Source organism: Micromonospora sp. WMMD712, from assembly GCF_029581295.1.
Taxonomy (GTDB): domain Bacteria; phylum Actinomycetota; class Actinomycetes; order Mycobacteriales; family Micromonosporaceae; genus Micromonospora; species Micromonospora carbonacea.
In genome coordinates this window covers 4,643,674-4,664,745 of the sequence record NZ_CP120743.1, presented here as the reverse complement: position 1 = coordinate 4,664,745, position 21,072 = coordinate 4,643,674, and the positions used below count along the sequence as shown (strand labels likewise).

At 72.6% G+C, this 21,072-nt stretch carries 21 protein-coding genes, 1 tRNA gene and 2 pseudogenes; 17 read left to right on the top strand and 7 right to left on the bottom strand.

What is annotated here, in order from left to right; translation table 11 throughout:
- Positions 1 to 68: 68 nt before the first annotated feature.
- Entirely contained in the window at positions 69 to 449 is a 381-nt protein-coding gene (locus O7633_RS20285) for a hypothetical protein (RefSeq protein WP_178062903.1), read from the bottom strand.
- Between the two features lie 256 nt (positions 450 to 705).
- Here O7633_RS20285 and O7633_RS20280 point away from each other — a divergent pair, with 256 nt between their 5' ends.
- Entirely contained in the window at positions 706 to 909 is a 204-nt protein-coding gene (locus O7633_RS20280) for a hypothetical protein (RefSeq protein ID WP_278130822.1), read from the top strand.
- Positions 910 to 1,443: 534 nt separating this feature from the next.
- Positions 1,444 to 1,971, top strand: coding sequence for a DUF6244 family protein (locus O7633_RS20275; protein ID WP_282323536.1), 528 nt, complete (start codon positions 1,444 to 1,446; stop codon positions 1,969 to 1,971).
- 188 nt (positions 1,972 to 2,159) lie between these two features.
- Here O7633_RS20275 and O7633_RS20270 read toward each other — a convergent pair.
- A pseudogene (locus O7633_RS20270) lies at positions 2,160 to 2,588 on the bottom strand (cellulose binding domain-containing protein); the annotation flags it as partial.
- A 72-nt stretch (positions 2,589 to 2,660) separates the two neighbouring features.
- Positions 2,661 to 3,911, bottom strand: a pseudogene (locus O7633_RS20265) (glycosyl hydrolase family 28 protein); the annotation flags it as partial.
- 970 nt (positions 3,912 to 4,881) lie between these two features.
- Here O7633_RS20265 and O7633_RS20260 point away from each other — a divergent pair.
- The 3 genes from O7633_RS20260 (at position 4,882) to O7633_RS20250 (ending at position 5,954) form a co-directional block, all read left to right on the top strand.
- Positions 4,882 to 4,953, top strand: a tRNA-Lys gene (locus tag O7633_RS20260).
- A 106-nt stretch (positions 4,954 to 5,059) separates the two neighbouring features.
- Positions 5,060 to 5,242: a hypothetical protein gene (locus O7633_RS20255; RefSeq protein ID WP_282323535.1), complete on the top strand. Its 183-nt coding sequence runs from the start codon at positions 5,060 to 5,062 to the stop codon at positions 5,240 to 5,242.
- Between the two features lie 232 nt (positions 5,243 to 5,474).
- A complete protein-coding gene (locus tag O7633_RS20250; protein WP_282323534.1) occupies positions 5,475 to 5,954 on the top strand; it encodes a GNAT family N-acetyltransferase in 480 nt (159 codons plus the stop codon).
- Positions 5,955 to 6,818: 864 nt separating this feature from the next.
- On the opposite strand, the gene O7633_RS20245 is transcribed toward O7633_RS20250, so the two are convergent.
- Complete coding sequence (locus tag O7633_RS20245; protein WP_282323532.1) at positions 6,819 to 7,094, bottom strand: helix-turn-helix domain-containing protein; 276 nt, start codon at positions 7,092 to 7,094, stop codon at positions 6,819 to 6,821.
- 168 nt (positions 7,095 to 7,262) lie between these two features.
- On the opposite strand from O7633_RS20245, the gene O7633_RS20240 reads away from it, so the two are divergent.
- Together O7633_RS20240 and O7633_RS20235 are read left to right on the top strand one after the other, a co-directional pair.
- Positions 7,263 to 7,655 carry a helix-turn-helix transcriptional regulator gene (locus O7633_RS20240; protein ID WP_282323531.1) on the top strand — a complete coding sequence of 131 codons (393 nt, stop codon included), beginning with the start codon at positions 7,263 to 7,265 and terminating at the stop codon, positions 7,653 to 7,655.
- 335 nt (positions 7,656 to 7,990) lie between these two features.
- Positions 7,991 to 9,622, top strand: a complete 1,632-nt coding sequence (locus O7633_RS20235; protein WP_282323530.1) for a serine/threonine-protein kinase — start codon at positions 7,991 to 7,993, stop codon at positions 9,620 to 9,622.
- 69 nt (positions 9,623 to 9,691) lie between these two features.
- On the opposite strand, the gene O7633_RS20230 is transcribed toward O7633_RS20235, so the two are convergent.
- Positions 9,692 to 10,228 carry a hypothetical protein gene (locus O7633_RS20230; protein WP_282323529.1) on the bottom strand — a complete coding sequence of 179 codons (537 nt, stop codon included), beginning with the start codon at positions 10,226 to 10,228 and terminating at the stop codon, positions 9,692 to 9,694.
- 185 nt (positions 10,229 to 10,413) lie between these two features.
- Between O7633_RS20230 and O7633_RS20225 the strand changes: the two genes are divergently transcribed.
- Complete coding sequence (locus tag O7633_RS20225) at positions 10,414 to 10,671, top strand: hypothetical protein (protein ID WP_278130745.1); 258 nt, start codon at positions 10,414 to 10,416, stop codon at positions 10,669 to 10,671.
- 79 nt (positions 10,672 to 10,750) lie between these two features.
- On the opposite strand, the gene O7633_RS20220 is transcribed toward O7633_RS20225, so the two are convergent.
- Positions 10,751 to 11,608 carry an SAM-dependent methyltransferase gene (locus O7633_RS20220; RefSeq protein WP_282323527.1) on the bottom strand — a complete coding sequence of 286 codons (858 nt, stop codon included), beginning with the start codon at positions 11,606 to 11,608 and terminating at the stop codon, positions 10,751 to 10,753.
- A gap of 192 nt (positions 11,609 to 11,800) precedes the next feature.
- On the opposite strand from O7633_RS20220, the gene O7633_RS20215 reads away from it, so the two are divergent.
- On the top strand, positions 11,801 to 12,292 hold the full coding sequence (locus O7633_RS20215) for a hypothetical protein (RefSeq protein WP_282323526.1): 492 nt from the start codon (positions 11,801 to 11,803) through the stop codon (positions 12,290 to 12,292).
- A gap of 288 nt (positions 12,293 to 12,580) precedes the next feature.
- Positions 12,581 to 13,192, top strand: a complete 612-nt coding sequence (locus tag O7633_RS20210; RefSeq protein WP_074475548.1) for a phosphatase PAP2 family protein — start codon at positions 12,581 to 12,583, stop codon at positions 13,190 to 13,192.
- Between the two features lie 144 nt (positions 13,193 to 13,336).
- On the opposite strand, the gene O7633_RS20205 is transcribed toward O7633_RS20210, so the two are convergent.
- Entirely contained in the window at positions 13,337 to 14,047 is a 711-nt protein-coding gene (locus O7633_RS20205; RefSeq protein ID WP_282328602.1) for an A24 family peptidase, read from the bottom strand.
- 671 nt (positions 14,048 to 14,718) lie between these two features.
- Between O7633_RS20205 and O7633_RS20200 the strand changes: the two genes are divergently transcribed.
- The 7 genes from O7633_RS20200 to O7633_RS20170 all read left to right on the top strand — a co-directional run bounded on the left by O7633_RS20200 (position 14,719) and on the right by O7633_RS20170 (position 21,062).
- On the top strand, positions 14,719 to 15,258 hold the full coding sequence (locus O7633_RS20200) for a hypothetical protein (RefSeq protein WP_282323525.1): 540 nt from the start codon (positions 14,719 to 14,721) through the stop codon (positions 15,256 to 15,258).
- Between the two features lie 98 nt (positions 15,259 to 15,356).
- A complete protein-coding gene (locus tag O7633_RS20195; protein WP_282328601.1) occupies positions 15,357 to 16,277 on the top strand; it encodes a hypothetical protein in 921 nt (306 codons plus the stop codon).
- A complete protein-coding gene (locus O7633_RS20190) occupies positions 16,274 to 16,933 on the top strand; it encodes an SAF domain-containing protein (protein ID WP_282323524.1) in 660 nt (219 codons plus the stop codon). Before O7633_RS20195 ends, O7633_RS20190 begins: the two co-directional genes overlap by 4 nt.
- Positions 16,934 to 16,935: 2 nt before the next feature.
- Positions 16,936 to 17,736 carry a hypothetical protein gene (locus O7633_RS20185; protein ID WP_043961256.1) on the top strand — a complete coding sequence of 267 codons (801 nt, stop codon included), beginning with the start codon at positions 16,936 to 16,938 and terminating at the stop codon, positions 17,734 to 17,736.
- A complete protein-coding gene (locus O7633_RS20180; RefSeq protein WP_282323523.1) occupies positions 17,726 to 19,297 on the top strand; it encodes a CpaF/VirB11 family protein in 1,572 nt (523 codons plus the stop codon). The genes O7633_RS20185 and O7633_RS20180 overlap by 11 nt, the downstream gene beginning before the upstream one ends.
- Positions 19,294 to 20,199, top strand: coding sequence for a type II secretion system F family protein (locus tag O7633_RS20175; RefSeq protein WP_278130734.1), 906 nt, complete (start codon positions 19,294 to 19,296; stop codon positions 20,197 to 20,199). Before O7633_RS20180 ends, O7633_RS20175 begins: the two co-directional genes overlap by 4 nt.
- On the top strand, positions 20,199 to 21,062 hold the full coding sequence (locus O7633_RS20170; protein WP_278136301.1) for a type II secretion system F family protein: 864 nt from the start codon (positions 20,199 to 20,201) through the stop codon (positions 21,060 to 21,062). Before O7633_RS20175 ends, O7633_RS20170 begins: the two co-directional genes overlap by 1 nt.
- Positions 21,063 to 21,072: the final 10 nt, after the last annotated feature.

The window sequence follows — 21,072 nt, the reverse complement described above, 5'->3', positions numbered from 1 at the left end:
CCCCGCGGAATTCCGTTCCCAATCGCCGCGCCCCCATACGACTCGCCGAAGACCCATTGAGGGCAGGCCTAGAAAATGATGTCTCCCTGCACGTCACGCGCCTGGACGACCTTCCCGGCCGTCCCGCTGAAGTGGTTCACCACCTGGCCCTGAACAGCGACGACGCCCGCCCGCGACAGCCTGCGCCACTCTTCGTCGAGGGCAGCGGCGAAGTCGGGATCCCGGGCCATCACGTCAGCCAGAGCCGAGGCGAGCGCGGCCTGTCGCCAACGCTCCTGCGGATGCTCGATCGCGGCATCAAGAACAGCCGACTCCTGCGTTTCCGCCCCGAACCGGGCGCGGACCAGTTGGAACAGCGAGCCGATCGCGCTGCGGGCACCGGCCGCGAGCGCCTCCGCCCCCTTGGTCGACAACGCCGTGGCGACAGCAAGGACTACCTGATCCTCCACACGCGCCCCCCGAATCAGGATTCACATAGACGTTAGGCGTTTCAGGTTTCGATCAGCCTAACGCATTCAGTCAACAGCTCCGAGCCCTCAGCAAGCGCCGCAAAGCAGCAGATTCTCATCTATTTCTCAACAGAGACCCACGAATCAAGCAATAAGGCATCCTGCACAAACAGGGCCATGCAGTCATTTCGGACAGGCGATCGACCGCCTCCAACGGATCGACTTACCGCCCCCTGAGGCGATAACGTCCACCCTCATGATCGAACCAACGCTGATAGCGCTGGCCATCGCAGGCATCGCCACCAAGCTATCGGCACTTCACTCGGAGTTAGCACATAACTTCGCTTTGCACATGCCCGAGACGGAGACAGTCCTAGTGTATTCATCGTTCTGGTATAAGTGGGTCGCTTCCACTGGGGCGCACGTCATGGACCTGCTGATCAACTCGATGACGTTCTGAAAGCTTTGACTACTTAACGCAGTTACGGCGATTGCGTTACGTGTGCGCTGCCGGCCACGGCCGGCAGCGCACACTCCCTTCCAGCGCTCTCGATGCAGCGACTCGCCCGGAGACACCGATCCCGGAATACTCCGGACGCTGGCGGCCCTCCGGCAGGCGTGGCCAGCCGGACCCCGCCGGAAGCTACCCGCCCCGTCCTGTCGCCAGCACGGCGAGACGAGGCCCTGTTCCGACCGAGAGAAGCCGTCCCTCTGCCGACGACGGCAACCGGCACCACAGCCAGGAGGATGCCTGCGCAGGTCTGCTGATGAGGCTGCCGGACTCTCCAACCGCTCCCGCTTCGCCTGCACCCCCCGCTACGGCACGATCAACGCGACGCCCGTCAGGGCGAGATCGCGGTCCAGCACGGTGAGTCCATTCGCGTCGGAGACGGGGAGCGTCTGCCGGTCCACCGGCGGCGGCTGGTGGTCGTGGTGGCGTGCCGGTAGTTTCGGGTCGAATGCGGTTTCTGTCTTTGATCGGGGAGTCGGCTTCGTGTCGCACATCGAGAGGATCGCCGGTGAGTTGCGTGCGCTTTCGCTGGGTGTCGAGCGTGCGCAGGGTCTGGTGGCTGCTGCCCGTGATCAGGCGCAGGAGGTGGCGTTGCGGGCTGCGGGTGCCGGTTTCGTCGCGGTGGCGGCGGGGCTGACGCGGGTCGGCAGCGCCATCGCGGCGGTTCAGGGCGGCCTGGGCAGTGTTTCCGCTTCGATCGGGGAGGCGGCGAAGGCGACTGCGGCGGTGCCGCGCGAGGCCACCTCGCAGGAGACGATCGCCGGGTTGGGCCCTGTTCAGGCCGCGGTGGGTAGCGCGCGCGACGTCACGGCCGGCGTCATCGCCCAGGTCGGTGAGGCACAGCAGCTCGTTGCGATGATCCTTCAGGGTGGGCAGCCCGGTCCGCTGCTCCAGTCCCTCGACGGCATCAGGCAGGTTCTGGTCCTGGTGGTCCAGCGCACCGGCACCGCCCGGCAGCATGTCGAGGCGGCGATCGCCGAGGCGCGACAGCTCGGCTCCTCGGGAAACTGACCGGGTCCGGCGGTCCCACACCGACCGGCCCGACCCCGTCCCCAACCAGCACCCCGACCGAGTCGCCGTACCCGACGGTGGGCCGCGCCGGGCAGACGGGCGAACCGGAGGACGGATGCTCTGCGTGGTCGGCCGGTGTGGCCGCGCCCGAGACAGGCGCGGCCACACCGGCCGGTTCGATGCCGGCGTCAGGAGATGGCGCAGCTGACGCCGTTCAGGGCGAAGGAGCCGGGCTTGCCGGTATTGCCGGTGTGGGTGGCCTGGAAGCCGATCTCAGTGGAGTCGCCCGCCGCCAATGCCCCGTTGTACGAGACGTTGCGTGCGGAGATCTGACCGCTGGAACCGGTGTACGTGGCGTTCCAGCCGTTGGTGAGGGCCTGTCCGTTGGGCAGGGTGAACGTCAGGGTCCAACCGTTGATCGCCGAGTTGCCACGGTTGGTGATGCGGATGCTGGCGGTGAACCCGTCGTTCCAGGAGTTCATCGTGTAGCCCACCTCGCAGGCCCCGGACTGGCCCGGTGGCGGGGTCGTCGGGGGAGGAGTGGTCGGAGGCGGGGTCGTCGGGGGAGGAGTGGTCGGGGGCGGGGTCGTGGGCGGCGGGGTGGTCGGGGGCGCGGTGGAGAAGGTGATGTTCGAGACGTAGGCGTTGATGTTCCAGGTCGCGTCCGAGTCGGTCTGGCTGGTGACCGGCTTGCCCTGGACGGTGAAGTTGCTGAAGTGCACGCCGCTGATGTTGACGGTCGACGACTTCCCGTGCAGGTTGACGACCTTCTTCACGTCGGAGGACACGTTCGTGAAGTAGGCGTTCCGGATGGTCGAGGTGTTCTTCACCGTCCGCCAGGACGGCGGCCGATCCTCCTGGAGGTCGATCAGGCTGTCGGTCTGCTCGACCCTGACGTCCTCCCACCGGGTGTTCGAGACGACGGCGGTGTCGACCGCGTCGATCACCATCGAGCGCCCCGCCTTCACCACGTCGATGTCGCGGAAGACGATCCCGTCCATCGAGGTGCCTTCGGTCTTGGTGCCGATCTTCGCGCAGGCGGAGTTGCTGTAGCAGACGACGTGCTCGTGGATGACGTTCCTGGTGTTGACCGTGCCGCTGGCGAACTCGTTCTTGGTCGCCATGTTGTCGTCGCCCGTGTAGAGGAACGCGTTCGACAGCAGGCTGTTGGTCGACTCGTCGAAGTCCACACCGTCGGTGTTGTTGTACCCCGTCGTGGGCCGGCAGTTGATCAGTTTGTAGTTCTTGATGGTGACCCTGTCACTGCGGTAGACGAGCGTGTTCCAGTAGCTGGAGTCGCGGACGGTGACGCCGTCGACCAGGATGTCGGCACTCTCCTCGATCTTCAGCACGGCCAGATTGATGCCCTGGGCCCGCAGGTACTTCCCGTTGCCGTCGATGACGCCACGACCCAGCAGCTTGGCGTTCCTCACCTGGTACATCCGGAGGGAGGCGTGCTGCATGCCCTCGATGTTCACCCCACCGCTGCCGGTGTTGAAGTCCGCCTTCTGGTTCGAGCCGTAGAGGACCGCACCGGCTGCCAGGTACAGGGTCATGTTGCTCTTCATCCACAGCTCACCGACCTGGTACCGGCCCGGCGGCACGTACAGGATGTTGCGGGTCGCGCCGGACGCGGCATTGATGGCGCTCTGGATCTTGGCCGTGACCAGCGTCGCCCCGGTGTTGTCGACGCCGTAGTCGGCGAGGTTCTTGACGTCGGCGTCCCCCAGCTGGGGCGCGTCCGTCTCGGGTGCGTCGATCAGGACGAACAGCAGTTCCTTGGAGTCGAACTGGACGATCAGGTAGTTCGGGCCGCTGTTGAAGGTGATGGTGTTGCCGCTGCGGGCGACGGCGAGCTTCCGGCTCTTGGGGCTGACGGTGTACGAGCTGAAGCCCTCGGCGACGGTGACCGAGAACGCGGCCGTGCCCGCGCCCGCCATGGAGCAGTGCGCATAGTGCACCTGCATCTCGGGGGCGTACTTGGTCATCTTCTCGACGAACAGCGGCGCGGCGTCCGCCGTGACGGTGTAGAGCGGGCTCCTCGTCGCACCGCTCGGGGCAGGCTCCGCGACGCAGCCGCCGGCGGCCAGGCCGGGTGAACCGTCCCCGGCCACGGTGGTCGCACCGTAGACCGGCGCCACCAGGGCACCGGTCCCGACGCCTCCGAAGACGAGGAGAGCGATCGTTGCCCAGATCGCGAGACGTTTGTTCCTCATGGGGACCTTTCTCGGGGGTCGACGAAACTGCCGGCACGGCCGGTGGACCGCTGCTCGCTGGGGGCGGGCCGGTGCCGGCTTGCCGACGAAACAGGTGCCGTGAAGCCCTCGCTGCCGTCGGTCGGGACGATCGTGTCGTCGCCGAGGACCGGCACGGTGGCCGCCCATCGGCGGCTTACGACCGCAGTGTCGTTCCGCGCCCGGGTGACGCGCCGTCCCGGATCGCTCTGTTTCCTCGCGTGGGGATGTAGAGCCGGGTCAGAGCTTCGTCCAGAAACGTTTCTAGCTGGACGCTACGCCCTGACATGGAAGTTCGTCAATTGGATGCGCTCCGGAAGCCGGAAACTATCGGGCACCGGGCTTGAAAGTTTCCGAAGGCGGCACCCCTGCGGCGAGGGCGAGCAACGAGCGGAGCCGACGGGCCACCCACCGCCGCGCAGCCGGGAGCGCCACCCGGCCGGCGCGAGCGCCAGCCGGGGACGAGCGGCCCCCGTAGGCCAGGTCGAACTGGTCGCAGCGCTGACCGTACGGCGACATCACGGCCGCCCGACCCGCGAGCCGCTGCGGGCAGTCGGCACATCGGGGCTGCATCCGGATGTGGCTTCCAGCGCGTCCGGCCACACCCCGGGACCGGAGGAGCTTCCCGCAGGCGGACCCGACCCGGGAGAGGCATTCGGGTAACCTGTGGCTCAGCGGGCCGTTAGCTCAATGGCAGAGCTGAGGACTTTTAATCCTTAGGTTCTGGGTTCGAGTCCCAGGCGGCCCACCGTTCAGCTGGCAAGTCAGCCCGACATCACTTCATGCCGCCGCCCTTTGCGCGAGTATTGTCGGGCACTGGCTTGGCTTGCGAGCACCCGCGAGCATCCCGCTCGGTGAGAGCAGCATGGGCGCGTCGCGTCGCCGCCGGCCTGGCGTGGTTGGCCGCGCGGGTCATGGACCACACGCTGACACCGCACATCGCCAGGCGCGACAACTGGAAGGATGCCGGCACCACCATCCAGGCGCCGAATGAGGAACGGGTGCACGGCGAGATCGTCCTCGACATCGGCCACTAGCCGCAGTGCTCCGAGGCCGGGGCCTTCAGGACTGCGCCCGGCCCGGGACTCGGAGGAGCAACCGGGTGCCCGACCTTCGTCCGGCTGAAGCAACGCGGGCGGCTGTCGGAGGAAGATGGTGGTCCATCCTGGCCGGTCAGCCGGAACGAACAGTTCTGCCCGGCCCCACGGCTGCCCTCGGATGTCGAGGAGATTTGCAGCGGCCTCGATGCTGGAGGGAGTAAGGCGAGGAATGGCACGACCACGTAGGGCCGTCCCCGGCGACGCGGCTGCGCTGGTGCGACTTCGCGTCACCATGCTGGAGGCGATGGGGGCACCCGTCGGCGACGCCACCGCGCCATGGCGGGCCGCCGCCCTGGACTGGTTCACCCGTTCGCTGAGCGACCCGCAGACGTTCGCCGCATTCGTGATCGAAGACCCCGAGCACGGCATCGTCAGCAACGCCGCCGGCCTCTGCGACCGCCACGCGCCAGGCCCCGGCAATCCGGGCGGCCTGCGCGGTCACGTCTTCAACATCAGCACCCTGCCCCACGCCCGCGGACGCGGCCACGCCCGAGACTGCCTGACCGCCCTCCTCCACTGGTTCGCCGACGACACCACCGTCAGCGTGGTCGACCTCAACGCCACCCCGGGCGGCGAACGCCTCTACCGCACCCTCAGATTCGCCCCACCACGCCACCCCGCCCTGCAACTGCGCCGCGACCAGATGTAGGGCTGCCTACGTACCGGAACCTTGAATCCCGATTCGGGATCGATCGTGGTCAGGCGGACGGCAGCACACCGCGTGCGCCTCGCCCGGGCCCGACTACCGCCACCTTCGGTCGTGGGCAATGTCACACTACTTTGCATGCTGCAAATTGCAGTCAGCTAGAAGCTTCCCGCTGCATTTCATCAAGCGTGTCCGCTACACGCAATTCGGGGGGTTTTGTGGTGGTGGAACGCAGAGTCCGGCCCAAATGTCAACGTACAGGCCGTGTGGCAATACGGTGAGGCAATAGTCACGGTGACCGGCTGCTCCCGGGACCGCGCCCGCGTTTCCGCCACCATGTCCGTCACTCCCGCCCCTGCTGAGCGTTGAGTCGAACGCGAGGGGAGTGCGTGGACTCCTTCGGGTCACCGGTGTCCGAAGAAGAAATGGTGCCTGACGGCCCCGACGAAACAATCCCCGCTCGGCCCGGGAGGCAGCCAGCACCCCGGGGCGACACGGTCCGGGCAGTGGAGGCGCTGGCCGCCGTGTCCGAGCTTGCAGCAGTAGTGCTGGAGGCCCGGGGCAACGGTGGCCCTGCTGACGCAGCCAGGGCCACCGCCCATCTGCTACGCCTGATCGCCGCACTCGCAAAGCTCAACGATCAGGGGTAGCCGTTCCTGGTGCGGGGCCGGCGCATGCCGGTCCCGCACCATTCTCAGCATCCAACGAGGACGGTGCAATAACGACGCGGCACTCTTGCAAGTACGCACTGAAGTGCGAAAACTTCCGACTGGGCACAAGATAGTCGGCCACCGATCGCACATCGTGCAGTGCCGCCTCCGACCCGACCGGTCGGGGGCGGCACTGCACTGCGGGTCGGGACGGCCGTCAGCCGTGAGGGGCATCCGGGCGGCGCGCCGGATCGGCGCCCTCGCCGGCACGGGGTGACTCACCGCGCCCCCCTTTCGCGATTGTGATGGTGTGGGCCTCGATGTAGGCGCGGAGGCTCCGGAGCGGAATGCGGACGCTGCCATTCGGCCCGTCGCTCTTGATCGCCTCCAGCGCTCCGGCCCCGATGTAGCGCCCGACGCTCCACCGGGAGACCCGGAGGATGTCCGCGACCTCTTGGACGGTCAGGAAACGGTCGGCGTCCAGCTCCGCCATCGGAGACCACCTTGCATCGAATAGCAGCGCATCCGTGCGTTACGCGATGCTACCCGACGCACACTCCCGCCGCAAAACGCCACGAGGCAGGAGGCGCGATGCGGCGCTGAGCTGGGCTGCCCTCGCCGGGGCTATGTCCGGATCATGCACTCGTGCTACAACATGCACGTGACTCAGGGGCCCGAAAGGGGCGTAGCGTACGACTTCTGGTGGCGCGTGCGCACCGAGCAGGGCGCACGCGGTTGGACGGACGAGGAGCTACGCGCCCGGACCGGCGTCGCCCGCACGACGGTCGACCGTCTCCAGGCCGGCAGGCGACCGCCCACCGCCCGCGTCGTCAACGCCCTCGCGGAGGCCCTCGACATCGACCTCACCGAGGCGCACCGGCTCGCCGGCCGCACGCCGGCCCCGCCGGTCGCCTCTACCGACGAGGACAGCGGGCCCCGGGTGAGCGCCCGCGAGGCGGTCCGGCGCGACCCGGCCTTCACCGACCAGCAGCGCAGGACGCTGCTGGACCTGCTCGACATCTTCGAGCAGGCCAACCGCGGCCGCCGGGCCTGAGCACGGGCGCGGCCGGAGACGCCCCGGCCAGGCCGCCCGTTGGTCCGCCGTACACCGGACCGCGTCGCCGGGCACGGCGGACGGCCGGGGCGCGGCGGGCGCACCGGGCGGCCCGCCTTGGGCGGGGGCACCGGCCGGCCGGGGCGCGGCGGGCGGGACGGCGCCTGCCGGCCGCTCCCCCGTCGCCCCAGCCCTGCGGCCCGCCTGCCGCCGGACGGCATCGGCGGGGCTGGGTGGGGCGGCAGCTAGGCTTCGGGTGGCGTCCGAGCGGCCTGAGGAGAACGGGTGGTTGGCAAGATGGTTCGCGCAGTGGTCGCGGCCTGCGGGCATCCGGCGTGAACGACGGGCTGCGGCCCGGCGACCCGGCCCGGCTCGGTGGGTACGAGCTGCTCGGCCGGCTCGGCGACGGCGGCATGGGCAGCGTCTTCCTCGCCCGTTCGCCGCAGGGGCGGCGGGTGGCGGTCAAGGTCGTCCGCCCGGAGCTCTCGCACGACGACGAGTTCCGGGCCCGGTTCCGCAGCGAGGTGAACCGGGCCCGGCAGGTCCCGCCGTTCTGCACCGCCGAGGTCCTGGACGCCGACCCGGACCACGACCCGCCATACCTGGTGGTGGAGTACGTCGAGGGTCCCAGCCTGGCCCAGTTGCTCCGGGAGGACGGGCCGCTGGGCGCGGCGCGACTGCACAGCATCGCGGTCGGGGTGGCCACGGCGCTCACCGCGATCCACGGCGCCGGGGTGATCCACCGCGACCTGAAGCCGGCGAACGTCCTGGTCGCGCCGGGCGGGATCCGGGTCATCGACTTCGGCATCGCCCGCGCGTTCGAGGCGACCAGCCAGCACACCCGGACCAACCAGATGGTCGGGACGGTGTCGTACATGGCCCCGGAGCGGTTGGACACCTCGTCCGGCCAGCCGGCCGGCCCGGCCGCCGACATCTTCGCCTGGGGCGCCCTGGTCGCCCACGCGGCCACCGGCCGCAACCCGTTCGGGGGCGACTCCGCCACCTCCATCGCGATGCGGATCCTCACCCAGCCCCCGGACCTGGCGGGCCTCGACGGGCCGCTGCGGGAGCTGGTCTCCCGGGCGCTGGAGAAGGACCCCGCCGCCCGGCCCACCGCCCGGGAACTGCTCGACGGGTTGCTGACTGCGGCGGGCCAGGGGGGCGGGGCGGGCGTCCGGAGCGCGCCGCCCACGGCCGCCCCGGGCGTGGCGTCGGCGGCGGGCGCGCCCCACGCGGCCGGCGGCGACCGGGGCGAGGGGTCCGCGCCGTCGGGGGCGGGCACGACCGGCCGCACGGGCTCGACGCGGCGTCGGGGGCTCACCGGGCTGGGCGTGACCGCGGCGGTGAGCGCGGTGCTGGTGCCCGCCTTCCTGTTCGGCCCGCGCCTGCTGGGCCCGTCCGAGCCGGGCCCCACCGGGTCGACCTCGGTCGGCGGGCCGGCGACGACCGGCCCGGCCTCCACCACGCCGACACCCGCCTCGGGTACGCCGAGCGGGTCGCCGTCGTCCGCCGAGGCCGACCGCACCCGGGCCATGCTGGCCGGGCAGCGACGCATCCTGCTGCACGTCGTGGAGATCGACCGTGACCTCTCGCTGCCGTACGACGGCAAGGTCCACGTCGGGGACGGCACCGGCCGGGACGCCCTCTTCGTGCTCGAACCGGTCGGCGTCGACTACCTGATCCGGTCGCTGAACCCGGACATCGCGCACCAGCCGTGCCTCGGCGTCAAGATCGACTCGGCGGGGTACGCGTCCCTGGTGGGCACCGACTGCCAGCCGACCGACGCCACCCTGTTCGGGATCTCCCGCGAGGGCAAGGACGACAAGGGACGCACCTCCTACGCCATCGTCAGCGAGAAGTACGGGGTGGTGCAGTGGAGCCCCAGCCGGAAGAAGATCTACGTGGAGGTCCTCGGCGACGCCCCGGTCGGCACGACGTTCAGCATGGTCGACCGAGGCGCGGCCTGACCAGGGGACACGACCCGACCAGGGGCAGCCTCGACCAGGCGACGCGACCGGCTCAGGCAGGTGGCCGGCTCAGCTCGCGTTCGCGGGGCCGAAGAGGGGATCCGGCGCGCCGGCGGTGATCGGCTCGACGTGGTGCTCCGGCGGCGGGAGCTGCCTCGCCGGCTGGCGGGAGTGCAGGCGTACGCCCGCCTCCGCGCGCCGTGCGGCGACGGTGAGGGTGACCATCCGCACCGGCTCCGGCGGTGCGGCGAAGCCACGGGAACCCCAGCGCACCCAGATGGGCACCCGCCCGGCGGCGGCTTCGGCGCACAGCTTCTCGACCGTACGACGCCGGTCGGTGTGGTCGACCTCGATCACCACCGGCGGCGCGGCCGGCCGGGCACACGCGACGTCCACGACCGACCGTTGCCCGGACATCGGCGGCGGCAGCGGCATGACGCTGGCCGCCCGGCGGTAGACCCGCCACCCCTGCGCCGCGCCCCAGTCGGCGATCGTGTCGACGAGCAGCTCGGTCACCCGCTCGGTGGTGAGGTCGACGAAGGTGAGGGCGGCGAGCCGGTCGGACAGGGCCCCGGCCAGGCGTGCTCCGTCGTCTGGGTCGCTCATGGCACCTGGTCCGCCGCTGCCCCGCCGTGGCCCGCGGCGGCGCCCCGCCCGGTCACGGCCCGCCCGGTCACGGCTCGTCCGTCGTCGGCATGGTCGCACGATAGCCACCGCCGCCACACCTTCGCCATTGATCGACAGGCGACTATCATCTACGCATCCAGCTCGTTCGATCGAGAGGTGCCTCAGTGAAGAAGCTCGTGCGGAACGCCGTGGTGGCCACCCTGCTGACGGTCGCCGGCACCACGGCGGTCGTGGCCAGCCCCGCCCACGCCCTCCCGTACCCCAAGGACAACGAGAGCATCACCATCACCTACTACTCCGACGCCAGCAAGACCGTGCAGGTCGGGATGGTCGTCTACGGCAACTGTCTCGACGACTTCCAGTACGGCATCCGCACCGCCTACTCGACCATCAACCACACCGTCTGCCCCGGGGACCTGTAGGGGACCCGGGTGGGGCCCGACGACCAGCCGGGCCCCACCCTCCTCCGGAGGGGGCAGCCCTGCGGCCCGGCCGGGCGGCTCAGCGGCGGAGGCCCACCCCACCGAAGCCGTGCGACACCCCCGCCCGCGGCTCGCCGTCCGGACGCCAGTCGGCAAGCCAGGACAGGCCCGGCTCCACCAGCTCGTACCCGTCGAAGAAGCGCAGGATGTCGGCGCGGGTGCGGGGCACCAGCGGCGCGGTGCTCTGCTGGTAGACGGCGCGGCCCTGCTGGGCGGGCACCGGCGGCGCGCCGTCGAGGGTCAGGTGGGACAGCAGGAGCTGACTGCCGGGGGCGGTGGCGTCGCGCAGCCGGGCGACGGCCGCGTAGGGATCCTCCGCGTCGGGCACGAAGTGCAGCACCGCCACCAACAGGACCGCGACCGGCCGGGTGAAGTCGATCGACGCCGTCACGTCGGGGTGGGCGAGCAGCTCGTCGGGCCGCCGCAGGTCACCCTCGACGACGACCGTGCGGGCCGCATCCCCGAGCAACCGCCGGGCGTACGCGACGGCGACCTCGTCGTAGTCGACGTAGACGACCCGGGAGTCGGGGGCCACCGCCTGCACCACCTCGTGCACGTTGCCCTGGGTGGGCAGCCCCGCGCCGATGTCGAGGAACTGCCGCACGCCCCGCTCGGCGGCGTACCGCACGGCGCGGCGCAGGAACGCCCGGTTGGTCTGGGCGGCGACCCCGGTGTCGGGGAAGATCTCCAGGACCTGACGGGCGGCGGCCCGGTCGACGGCGAAGTTGTGGCAGCCGCCGAGATAGTAGTCGTACATCCGGGCGACGTTCGGCCTGCTCTCGACGCCCGCGGCGGAGGGGGCCGCGGGCGGTGGGGTCGCCGGCGCGGAGTTCGCCGGCCCGGGGCTCGCCGCGGTCGGTGCCGGCTCGCTGGTCACGGTGTCCTCCACGAGAGTGGTCCGGGTCCGCCGCGTGACGACCCGCAATGAGCGCGCCCTGAATGTCTAGCACCCCGCGCGGCTGCCCACGGACCCGCCGTGTCGTTGATCCGGTTGTGTCCGTCGACCACCCGGGCGACGGTGGGCTGCGGACGTCGGCCGGGCCGACGCCGCAAGGTCGAGGAGGTCGCCATGACCCGCCAGCGGGAGACCGTCGAGGTCGATCCGGTCCTGTTCCGCGCCGTGTACGACTCACCGGCCTCGTTGCCCGGCCGGCACCGCTGGGTCACCCCCGAACACGACGTGCGCCGGATCGAGAAGCTGCTCGGCATGCCCGCGCGCAGCATCGGCGCGCCGCTGTGGGTCAGCGGCGACGAGCCGGACTGCCCGAAGTGCGGCCGGCGGATGACCTGGCTGGACATCGTCTCGTCGGCCCTGCACGGGGTGCACGACCCCGCGATGATCGCCCGGGTGATCCTCGGCGACCGCCGGTACGTCAACACCGAGGTCCCGGACGCGATCCCCGGGGTGCACTGCGTCGACTGCCGGACCCCGATCGACGGGCTGCGCAGCTTCAAGTGCCACAACTGGGCGTACGCCTTCGAGGCGCTGGAGGCCGTCGTCGAGCGGATGTCCGGCGTGGTGCAACAGCCCGTCCCCGGCCCGGCCGCACCCCCGGCGTAAGCGTCCCCGCCCCCGGCGTAAGCGGGCTCGCCTCAGGTGTAAGGAGGGGACCCTTCTCTACCGTATGCGTTAACAAGGGGCCCCTCCTTACCGCCGGGCGGGGTGGCGGTCGGGTGGGGACGGCGGTTCCGGGCCCGGGTCGGGAAGCTCCCACCGCCGAGGGTCCGCCAGGGGAACGTCGCCCCGGCCAGCCGCAGCTCGGCGGCAACTCCCGGCGCTGCGGTGGTCCGGTCAGTTTCCTCGCGCGGGGCCCGGTAAACGGCAGATGAACTTTTGGTAGGCTGGGTCATGATCAACGCTGGTTTGTCACCTGTTCCACCCTTCAGCGATGGTCTGTACCGTGAGGTCGTCCGCTTCGCCGACGGCACGCCCGAGCCGGTCCAGTGGTTCGCCGCGCACTTCACCGAGTGGTCGATCGTCCTGCTCGGGCTGCTCCTCGTCGCGGCCGCCCTGCCCAAGCTGGGTGCCGGGCCACGCAACCTGGCCCTCGCCGTGGCCGCGCCGGTCACCGTGGTCCTCGCGTACGGCGGCAGCGAGCTGCTCAAGACCGTCGTGGACCAGGACCGCCCCTGCCGCGTACCGACCGATCTGTTGATCATCGCCGAACGGTGTCCGCCCGTGGGCGACTGGTCCTTCCCGAGCAACCACTCGACGATCGCCGGGGCGCTGGCGGCCGCGATCGTCCTGCTCTCCCCCCGGCTCGGCTGGTACGCGGTCCCGCTGGCCGCGCTCGCCGCGTTCTCCCGCGTCTTCGTCGGGGTGCACTACCCGCACGACGTGCTCGCCGGCCTGCTGCTCGGCGCGCTCGTCACCGGCGTCGGCGCACCGCTGCTGGCCCGGCCGGCGGCCGAACTCCTGCGCCGCCTGGCCCGCCCGGTGAAAGGAGGGGCCCCCTGTTAACGCATACGGTAGAGAAGGGTCCCCTTCTCACGACCGGAGCGAGCGCGACGACAGGGCGGCGCGGCAGCGGGCACGGCAGGGCGGCCGGCAGCGGGCGCGGCAGGGCGGCGCGGCGGGCAGCAGGCGTAGCCCGGGGCGGGTCGGTCAGCGGGCCAGCAGCAGGGCGGCGACCGCGCCGAGAACGAGGAACGGGCCGAACGGCAGGTGGCTGGACCAGCGGACCCGGCGGGCCAGCAGCAGCGCCAGGCTGGTCAGCGCGGACAGCGTGAACGTCACCAGCAGGCCGAGGACGAGCACGGGCCAGCCGTACCAGCCGAGCAGCGCGCCCACCCCGAGCGCCAGCTTGGCGTCGCCGAGGCCGAAGCCGCGCCGCCCCAGCAGCAGGGTGGTGGCGGCGAAGGCCAGCGCGAGCCCGACCCCGGCGACCGCGGCGCGCAGCCAGGGGGCGACCCCCGCCGAGGTCGCGGCAGCCACGCCGTAGAGGGCCAGGACTCCGGCGGCGGCCGGCCAGGTGAGCCGGTCGGGCAGCCGGTACACGGCCACGTCGATTGCGACCAGGGGCACCGCGAAGCAGAGCCACCAGGCGAGGGCCGCCCGTTCGACCGGCGCGCCGGGCACCGCCACGAGCACCGCCAGGGCCGCCAGGGCGGCGAGTTCGACCGTCCCGGGCGGTGCGCCGACCCGGGCCCGGCAGCCGCCGCACCGCGCCGCGGGGCCGAGCGCGGGCCAGGGCCGGTCCAGGCCGAGCGGCGTGCCGCAGCGCGGGCAGGCCGTCCGGTCCGGCTCCCCCGATGGTACGGCGTACCGGGCAACCGCGAGGCGGAGCAGCGGCGTGCCGGCCAGGGTGGCCGTCAGGCGTACGCGGGAGAGCCGGCCCGGCGCGCGGGTCGGGACGGACGGTCGCCGCAGCCGTTCCCCGGTCACGCCCGGCTCCACGACCGGGACACCCCGGGACGGGGCGACACGGTGAGTAACTCTCGGCTTGCCGACGTGTAGCGGATGGTGCGGAATCCGACGGTCGCCCGCCCCACCGGGTCGGCGTCCAAATGGGACACCCAACTGGCGGCGTTCCCCCGTCGGCCGGGGGGCAATTCGGGCCTACCCACCTGGAGCGGGCCGCCATTCGCGCCGAACGGACCAACCGCCGTCGGCACCTCGACACTGTGACGGCGGCCACCGTACAGCAACGGGGCGCGACACAGGACATCGACTCCCGCCATCCGCGATCACCGCCGCTCGTCACTCAGAGTATTCGAACAGATTGCCTCTGTTGCAATGCCGGACGCCAGCTTATGCTCGCCCCTTGAGTACGGCGCAACCCCAGCATGAGGCGTCGGAGGCCACAGAAGACATCGGTGCACGGCTCTTGGAAGATCAGCACAGGTAAATACGGCGGTGGACAGAAAGGCCCGGATGAGTCGATCCGGGGCGCACTGCCGCATGCCCCGGAGACGGTCGGTGCACCCCCCGACCCGGGTCGCCAGCGAGGAGGCACGGCGTTGCGAACACGGCGCCCCGGCCGATGGATGATCTTACTGGTCACGGCCCTGACCGCCGCACCGGTGGCCGCCTGCGGCGCGAAGCCGGAAGCCGCCGCGCGGCCCCACGCGACGGCAGGGCCGAGCGCCACCGCGACCCATTCCGCGGCGGAGGAACGGGCGGCCCGCGAGGCGGCGCTCGCCGCCTATTCCGGATATCTCGCGGCATCACGGGCGGCGAGCCGACGCAGCGATCCGCGCCACCCTGAACTGGCCAAATTCCTGGCCGACCCGTTGTTGACCAGGGTCCGACTGGCAATTCGCGAAGCTAAGGAGCACGGTGCCGTGCGTACCGGAACTTTCGTTTCCGACCCCACCGTCACCTCGGTGAGCCTGGACTCCGTCCCCGCCACGGTGGAGATCCAGGACTGCCTGGACACCACCGGCTACCGGCTGGTCGATGCCAAGACCAAACGGGTGGTGCCCGGCTCGGGCGGCGGTCGGCACCTGGCCACCGCGACGGCCACCCGGTACCACGGCCGGTGGCTGATCAACTACGGTGCCGGCCACGAGGACCAGCCGTGCTGACCCGGTGGGCCCGCCGCGTGGCTGACTCCGCCGCCCGCCCGGCACGACCGCCCGCCCCCCGCCCCGGCCTGCCCTCCGCGCCCCGCCCCGGGCGGCTGCTGGCCACGACCCACCTCGCACGACTGCTGGCCGCGATCGGCGTGGTCCTCGCGCTCGCCGTCGCGGCGGCCCCGCCGACCGCCACCGTCGCGGCGGCCCGCGAGGGCGGCATCGAGTGCCCCATCGGCCAGAACGACTGCGACGTCTGGGACGACGACCCGGGCACCCCCGGCAACCCCGGCGGCGGGGACCCCGGCGACGGCGACGGGTCGAGCGGCGGCAGCGGCACGTGCCAGTGGAACGGCAGGGTCATCGCCTGCTACGACGACGTCCTCGGCTGGTTCAACAACGGCGACGGCTGCTACTACAAGCTGTCGCAGCCGCAGCCGGAGGGCACGCCCGAGGGCAAGCAGTGGTACACGGCCACCTGCAACGGTGGCGACCTCGGCACCCAGCACGAGGTTCTGCTGGACGCGCCGCCGCCCGGCTACGGCACCCCGCCCGACCCGGAGGAGCTGGCCCGCCGGGCGCTCGCCTCGATCTCGCTGCTGCCGCCCCGGGCGACCGTCGCGCCCCGCAAGAGCATCGGCCCCGGGCTGGTCGGCCTGCCGGTGTGGATGTGGGCGAGCCCCGGCAAGGCCTACTTCGGCACCCTGGAGGCCTCGGCCTCCGACCGGGGCCTCACGGTGAGCATCACCGCGAAGGTCGACGACATCGTGTGGGACATGGGCAACGGCGACAAGGTCACCTGCCACGGCCCCGGCACCCCGTACGACCCGCAGGGCCCGAAGGCCGGCGGCCCCTCGCCGGACTGCGGCTACGACGGCGGCTACGCGAAGGCCGGCACGTACCGGATCTTCGCCACGACCCACTGGACCGTCCACTGGACCGGTGGCGGCCAGAGCGGCGAGATCCCGCAGACCCGCACCAGCGGCACCGTCCAGATCCAGATCGACGAACTTCAGGTGGTGACGCGGTGAGTCTCGCTACGCGCAACGCAGCCGGGCAGCCGGTGGACGCTCCCGTCGCACCGCCCCGGGTGGTCCGGCAGCGGCGCGTCCGGCCCGGCCTGCTCGGCCTCGCCGTGCTGCTGATCGCCCTCGGCGGCCTCGGCGCGGCGTTCGCGGTGACCTCCGTGCGGGCCACCGGCAGCTACCTGGCGGTCGCCCGCGCCGTCGAGGTGGGCCGCACGCTGGGCGCGGACGACCTGGTCACCGTGCAGGTGGCCGGCGGCCAGGGGCTGCGGCCGGTGCCGGCCTCCCAGCTCGACGACGTGGTCGGCATGCGGGCGGCCGTCGCCCTCACCCCGGGCACCCTGCTGACCCTCGGCCAGCTCACCGACGACCCGCTGCTCGGCCCCGGCCAACAGCAGCTCGCGCTCGACCTCGCCCCGGGCCGCGTGCCGGCGAAACGGCTGCACCCCGGCGACCGGGTGCTGCTGGTCAGCACCCCGGACCGCAGCTCCGGCGGGCAGTCCGCCTCCAGCACCCGGTTCGAGGCGACCGTCATCGACACGGCCACCCCGAGCACCAGCAGCGTCGTGGTCTACGTCGCGCTCACCGCCCGCGACGTGCCCGCCGTGGTGGCGCTCGCCGCCCAGAGCCGGATCGCGGTCGTGCTGACCCGGGCGGCCTGAGCATGGCGATCATCGCGCTGGTCTCGGCCAAGGGCTCGCCGGGCGTCACCGCGTCCGCGCTCGCCTGCGCCCTGACCTGGCACCGGCGGCTGATCCTCGCCGAGTGCGACCCGGCCGGCGGCTCGATCCTCGCCGGCTATCTCGGCGGCGCGCTGGACGGGCCCCGGGGCATCGGCGAGCTGGCCGTCGGGGAGCTGCGCGACGGCAGCCTGGAGACGGCGTTCTGGTCGCAACTGGTCGACCTGGACGCCCCGCGTCGGGAGCGGCTGCTGCTGCCCGGCGTCGTCGACCCGGCCCAGGCCGGCAGCGTCGCCCCGCTCTGGCAGCGGTTCACCGACTTCTTCCTCGACCTGGAGCGCGGCGACCCCCCGTACGACGTGCTCGTCGACTGCGGCCGGCTCCAGGTCGCCGGCCCGCCGTGGCCGATCCTGCGCGCCGCCGCCGTGGTCCTCCTGGTCACCCGGGCGCGGCTGCCCGACCTCTCCGCCACGCAGGCCATGGTGCGGGCGATCGAGCGGGACTTCACCGAGCACCGGGTCCCGCCGGGCACGCTGCGGCTGCTGCCGGTCGGCGACGGCCACGGCCGGGGCGAGATCAGCAAGGCGCTGCGGCTGCCGGTGATCGCGCGGCTGCCGGACGACCCGCGTACCGCGGAGGTGTTGACCCTCGGCGGGACCCTGCGGGCCGGGCGGCCGCTGATGCGCGCGGCCGGCGCCCTGGAGGTGCCGGTCCGGGCGCTGCTGGACCGCCGCCGGGCGCGGCTGGCCTGGCCCGTCACCCAGGGGGTGCCGGGTGCGGTTTGAGCCGGTGTCGCACGACCCCCGGGTGGCGCGGCAGCCCGCCGCGACCTCCATCGCGCCGCCGCTCGCCCCCGCGCCGGCCGGCGGCCAGCCGACCCTCCCGCCGGGCAGCCACCCGCAGTCCGCGCCGCCGGCGGGGGCACCGCCCGTCGCGCCGGCACCGCCCCGGCCCCGGGTCGACTTCGCGGTGGTACGCGAGCTGCGCCGCGAGCTCAGCGAGCGGCTCACCCTGTGGCAGCGCGGTCGGGAGTTCGACGCCGACGCCGAGGACGTCGAGCGGGCCCGGCTCGCCGTCGTGGTGGTCGCGGAATACGCCGACGCGGTGCGCCGGGCCGGCACCCCGATGGCCGCCGGCGAGGAGCGGCTGCTGCTCGACCAGGTGACCGCCGAGCTGGTCGGCCTGGGGCGGCTCCAGACGCTGCTGGTCGACGACAGCATCGAGGAGGTGCACATCCTCGGCTGCGACCAGGTGCGCATCACCCGGCACGGCGGCGGGGTCGACTGGGCCGACCCGATCGCCGACAGCGACGACGAGCTGGTGGAGATCCTCCAGGCGGCGGCCCGCCGGGCCGGGGCGACCGAGCGGTCGCTGTCCACCTCGAAGCCGACCCTGGACCTCCAGTTGCCCGACGGCAGCCGGCTCGCCGCGGTCTTCCTGGTCAGCCACCGCCCGTACGCGGTGATCCGCAAGCACAACACCCTCGAGGTGAGCCTCGACGACATCGCCGGCGGCCGGGGCGACCTGGACGAGATGATCGACCCGCTGCTGCGCGACTTCCTGCGGGCGTCCATGCGGGCCGGGCTGAACATCATGGTCGCCGGCCTGGCCGGGGCCGGCAAGACCACCGTCATCCGGGCGCTGATGGACGAGATCCCGGCCGACGAGCCGTACGTGCTGCTGGAGGAGAGCCGGGAGCTGCTGCCCACCCGCCGAGGGCACAAGCACCGGGCGGTGATGAGCTTCGAGGCCCGCGAGGGGCACGGCGAACGCGGGCTGGACGGCCGCCCGGCCGGCGAGGTGAGCATCGCCGACCTGATCCCCGTCTCGCTGCGGATGGGCGTGCTGCGGATCATCGTCGGCGAGGTGCGGTCCCGGGAGATCGTGCCGATGCTCCAGGCCATGACCACCAGCCGGGGGTCGATGTGCACCATCCACGCCCGGTCGCCGGGCGGGGTGGGCGAGCGGATCGTCGAGCTGGCGCTCTCCCACGGCCGGGAGATGACCGTCGACCAGGCCCGCCGGATGGCCGGCAACGCCCTCGACCTGATCGTCTACGTCACCGTCGAGGACGAGACCGCGATCGGCGGGCGCAAGCACCGCTTCGTCTCCCACGTCGAGGAGGTCATCGGCGTCGGCGAGGGCAGCCGGATCACCACCACCACGGTCTTCGGTCCGGGCCCGGACGGCCGGGCGGTCCCCCGGCACCTCCCGGAACGCGTCCGCGACCAGTTGCTGCGGGTGGGCTACGACGCCCGGCTGCTGGGCCGGTGGATCGACGCCGGCACGGGCGCGTGGCGGCGGCCCCGGCACACCCGGCTCGGTGCGCGGGTGGTGGCCCGGTGACCGCCGACATCGAGCTGATCGCGGTGGTCTCCGGCGCGGCGTGCGTGGCCGGCCTGGTGCTCGCCGTCGTGGCGCTGGTCGGCACCACCCGACCGGCCGGTCCGGCCCCCGGCGCGGGGTCCGGCGGTGGGCTGAGCCGGCTCTGGCTGGGCTCCGGCACGCCCCGGCAGCGGCGCAACCACCAGCTCCTGCTCGGCGGGGCGGTGCTGGCCGGCGCCCTGGCGTTCCTGCTCACCGGGCTGCCGGTGGTCGGCCTGCTGGTCGCCGTGGCGGTGCCCGGCGCGCCGTGGCTGTTCACCGTCGGCCGGGCCGAGCAGCGGGCCATCGCCCGGATCGAGGCCGTGGGCGAGTGGACCCGCCGGCTCAAGGACGTCTCGTCGACCGGTCAGGGCCTCCAGCAGGCCATCCTCGGCACGCTGGCCACCGCTCCGGCGGAGATCCAGGAGGAGGTACGCCTGCTCGCCGCCCGCCTCCAGGCCGGCTGGCTGGCGAAGTCGGCGCTGCTCGCGTTCGCCGACGAGATCGGCGACCCGGTGTGCGACCAGGTCGTCGCGGCGCTGATCCTGCACCTGTCCGACCGGGGCGAGCGGCTCGGCGACGTGCTCGGCTCGATCGCGGGTGCCGCCGCCGCCGAGGTCGCCACCCGGCGGGAGATCGAGGCCAAGCGCACCCAGCCGCGCTTCGCGGTGCGCTTCCTCACCGGGATGACCCTGCTGACCGTCGCGTACGGGCTGGTCAACACCGACTACGTCCGCCCGTACGGGACGCCGGTCGGGCAGGTCGTGATGTTCGTGCTCGGCGCGGCGTTCGTCGGGCTGCTGGCCTGGGTGCGGTCGATGAGCCAGCCGCCCCGGCCGGCGCGTTTCCTGCCCGCCCCCGACCCGGCGGAGGCGATCGGATGATCCTCAACTGGCATCTCACCCTGGCCGTCGTCGGCGGGGCGGCGGTGGGCCTCGGGCTGTTCCTGGTGGTCCGGGAGGCCCTGCCGGCCGCACCGGCGCTCGGCCCCGCCCTGCGCCGGCTGCACCAGCCGCCGGGCACCGGCCGGGCCGCCACGGGGCGCGGGCCCGACTGGATCGGCGGGTTCGCCCGCTGGCTGCGCCCGCCGCACCGGCAGCTCGCCCTGCTCGACCGCACCCCCGAGCAGTACGCCCTGTCCCTGCTGCTCTCCGCCCTGGTGGGGCTGGTCACCCCGACCTTCCTCGGCGCGGTGCTCTTCCTCGGCGGCGTGTCCGTGCCGCTGGCCGTGCCGCTGCTGGGCAGCCTCGGCATGGCGTTCGTCGCCGCCCTGATCGCGCACCGCAGCGTGCTGACCCGCGCGGACGCCGCCCGGGACGAGTTCCGCCAGGCGGTCTGCACCTACCTGGACCTGGTGGCGTTGCAGCTCTCGGCCGCGCACGGCCCGGTGCAGGCGCTGGAGCGGGCCGCGGCGGTCTGCGACGGCTGGGTGTTCGACCGGATCCGGGAGTCGCTGCGGATCGCCCAGATGCAGATGCACTCGCCGTGGGACGAGCTGCGCGAGCTGGCCGACCGGATCGGCATCCCGGAGCTGGGCGACGTCGGGGCGATCATGCGCTCGTCGGGCAGCGAGGGCGCGCAGGTGCACGAGACGCTGCGCAGCCGGGCCGACTCCCTGCGCGACCAGATCCGCACCGACAACCTGGCCCGCGCCGAGGGCGTCACCAGCCGGCTGGACATTCCGGGCTCCCTGCTGGTCTTCGTGCTGCTCGGCTTCGCCGTCTATCCGTTCCTCGCCCGGTTGTGAAACCCCTCCC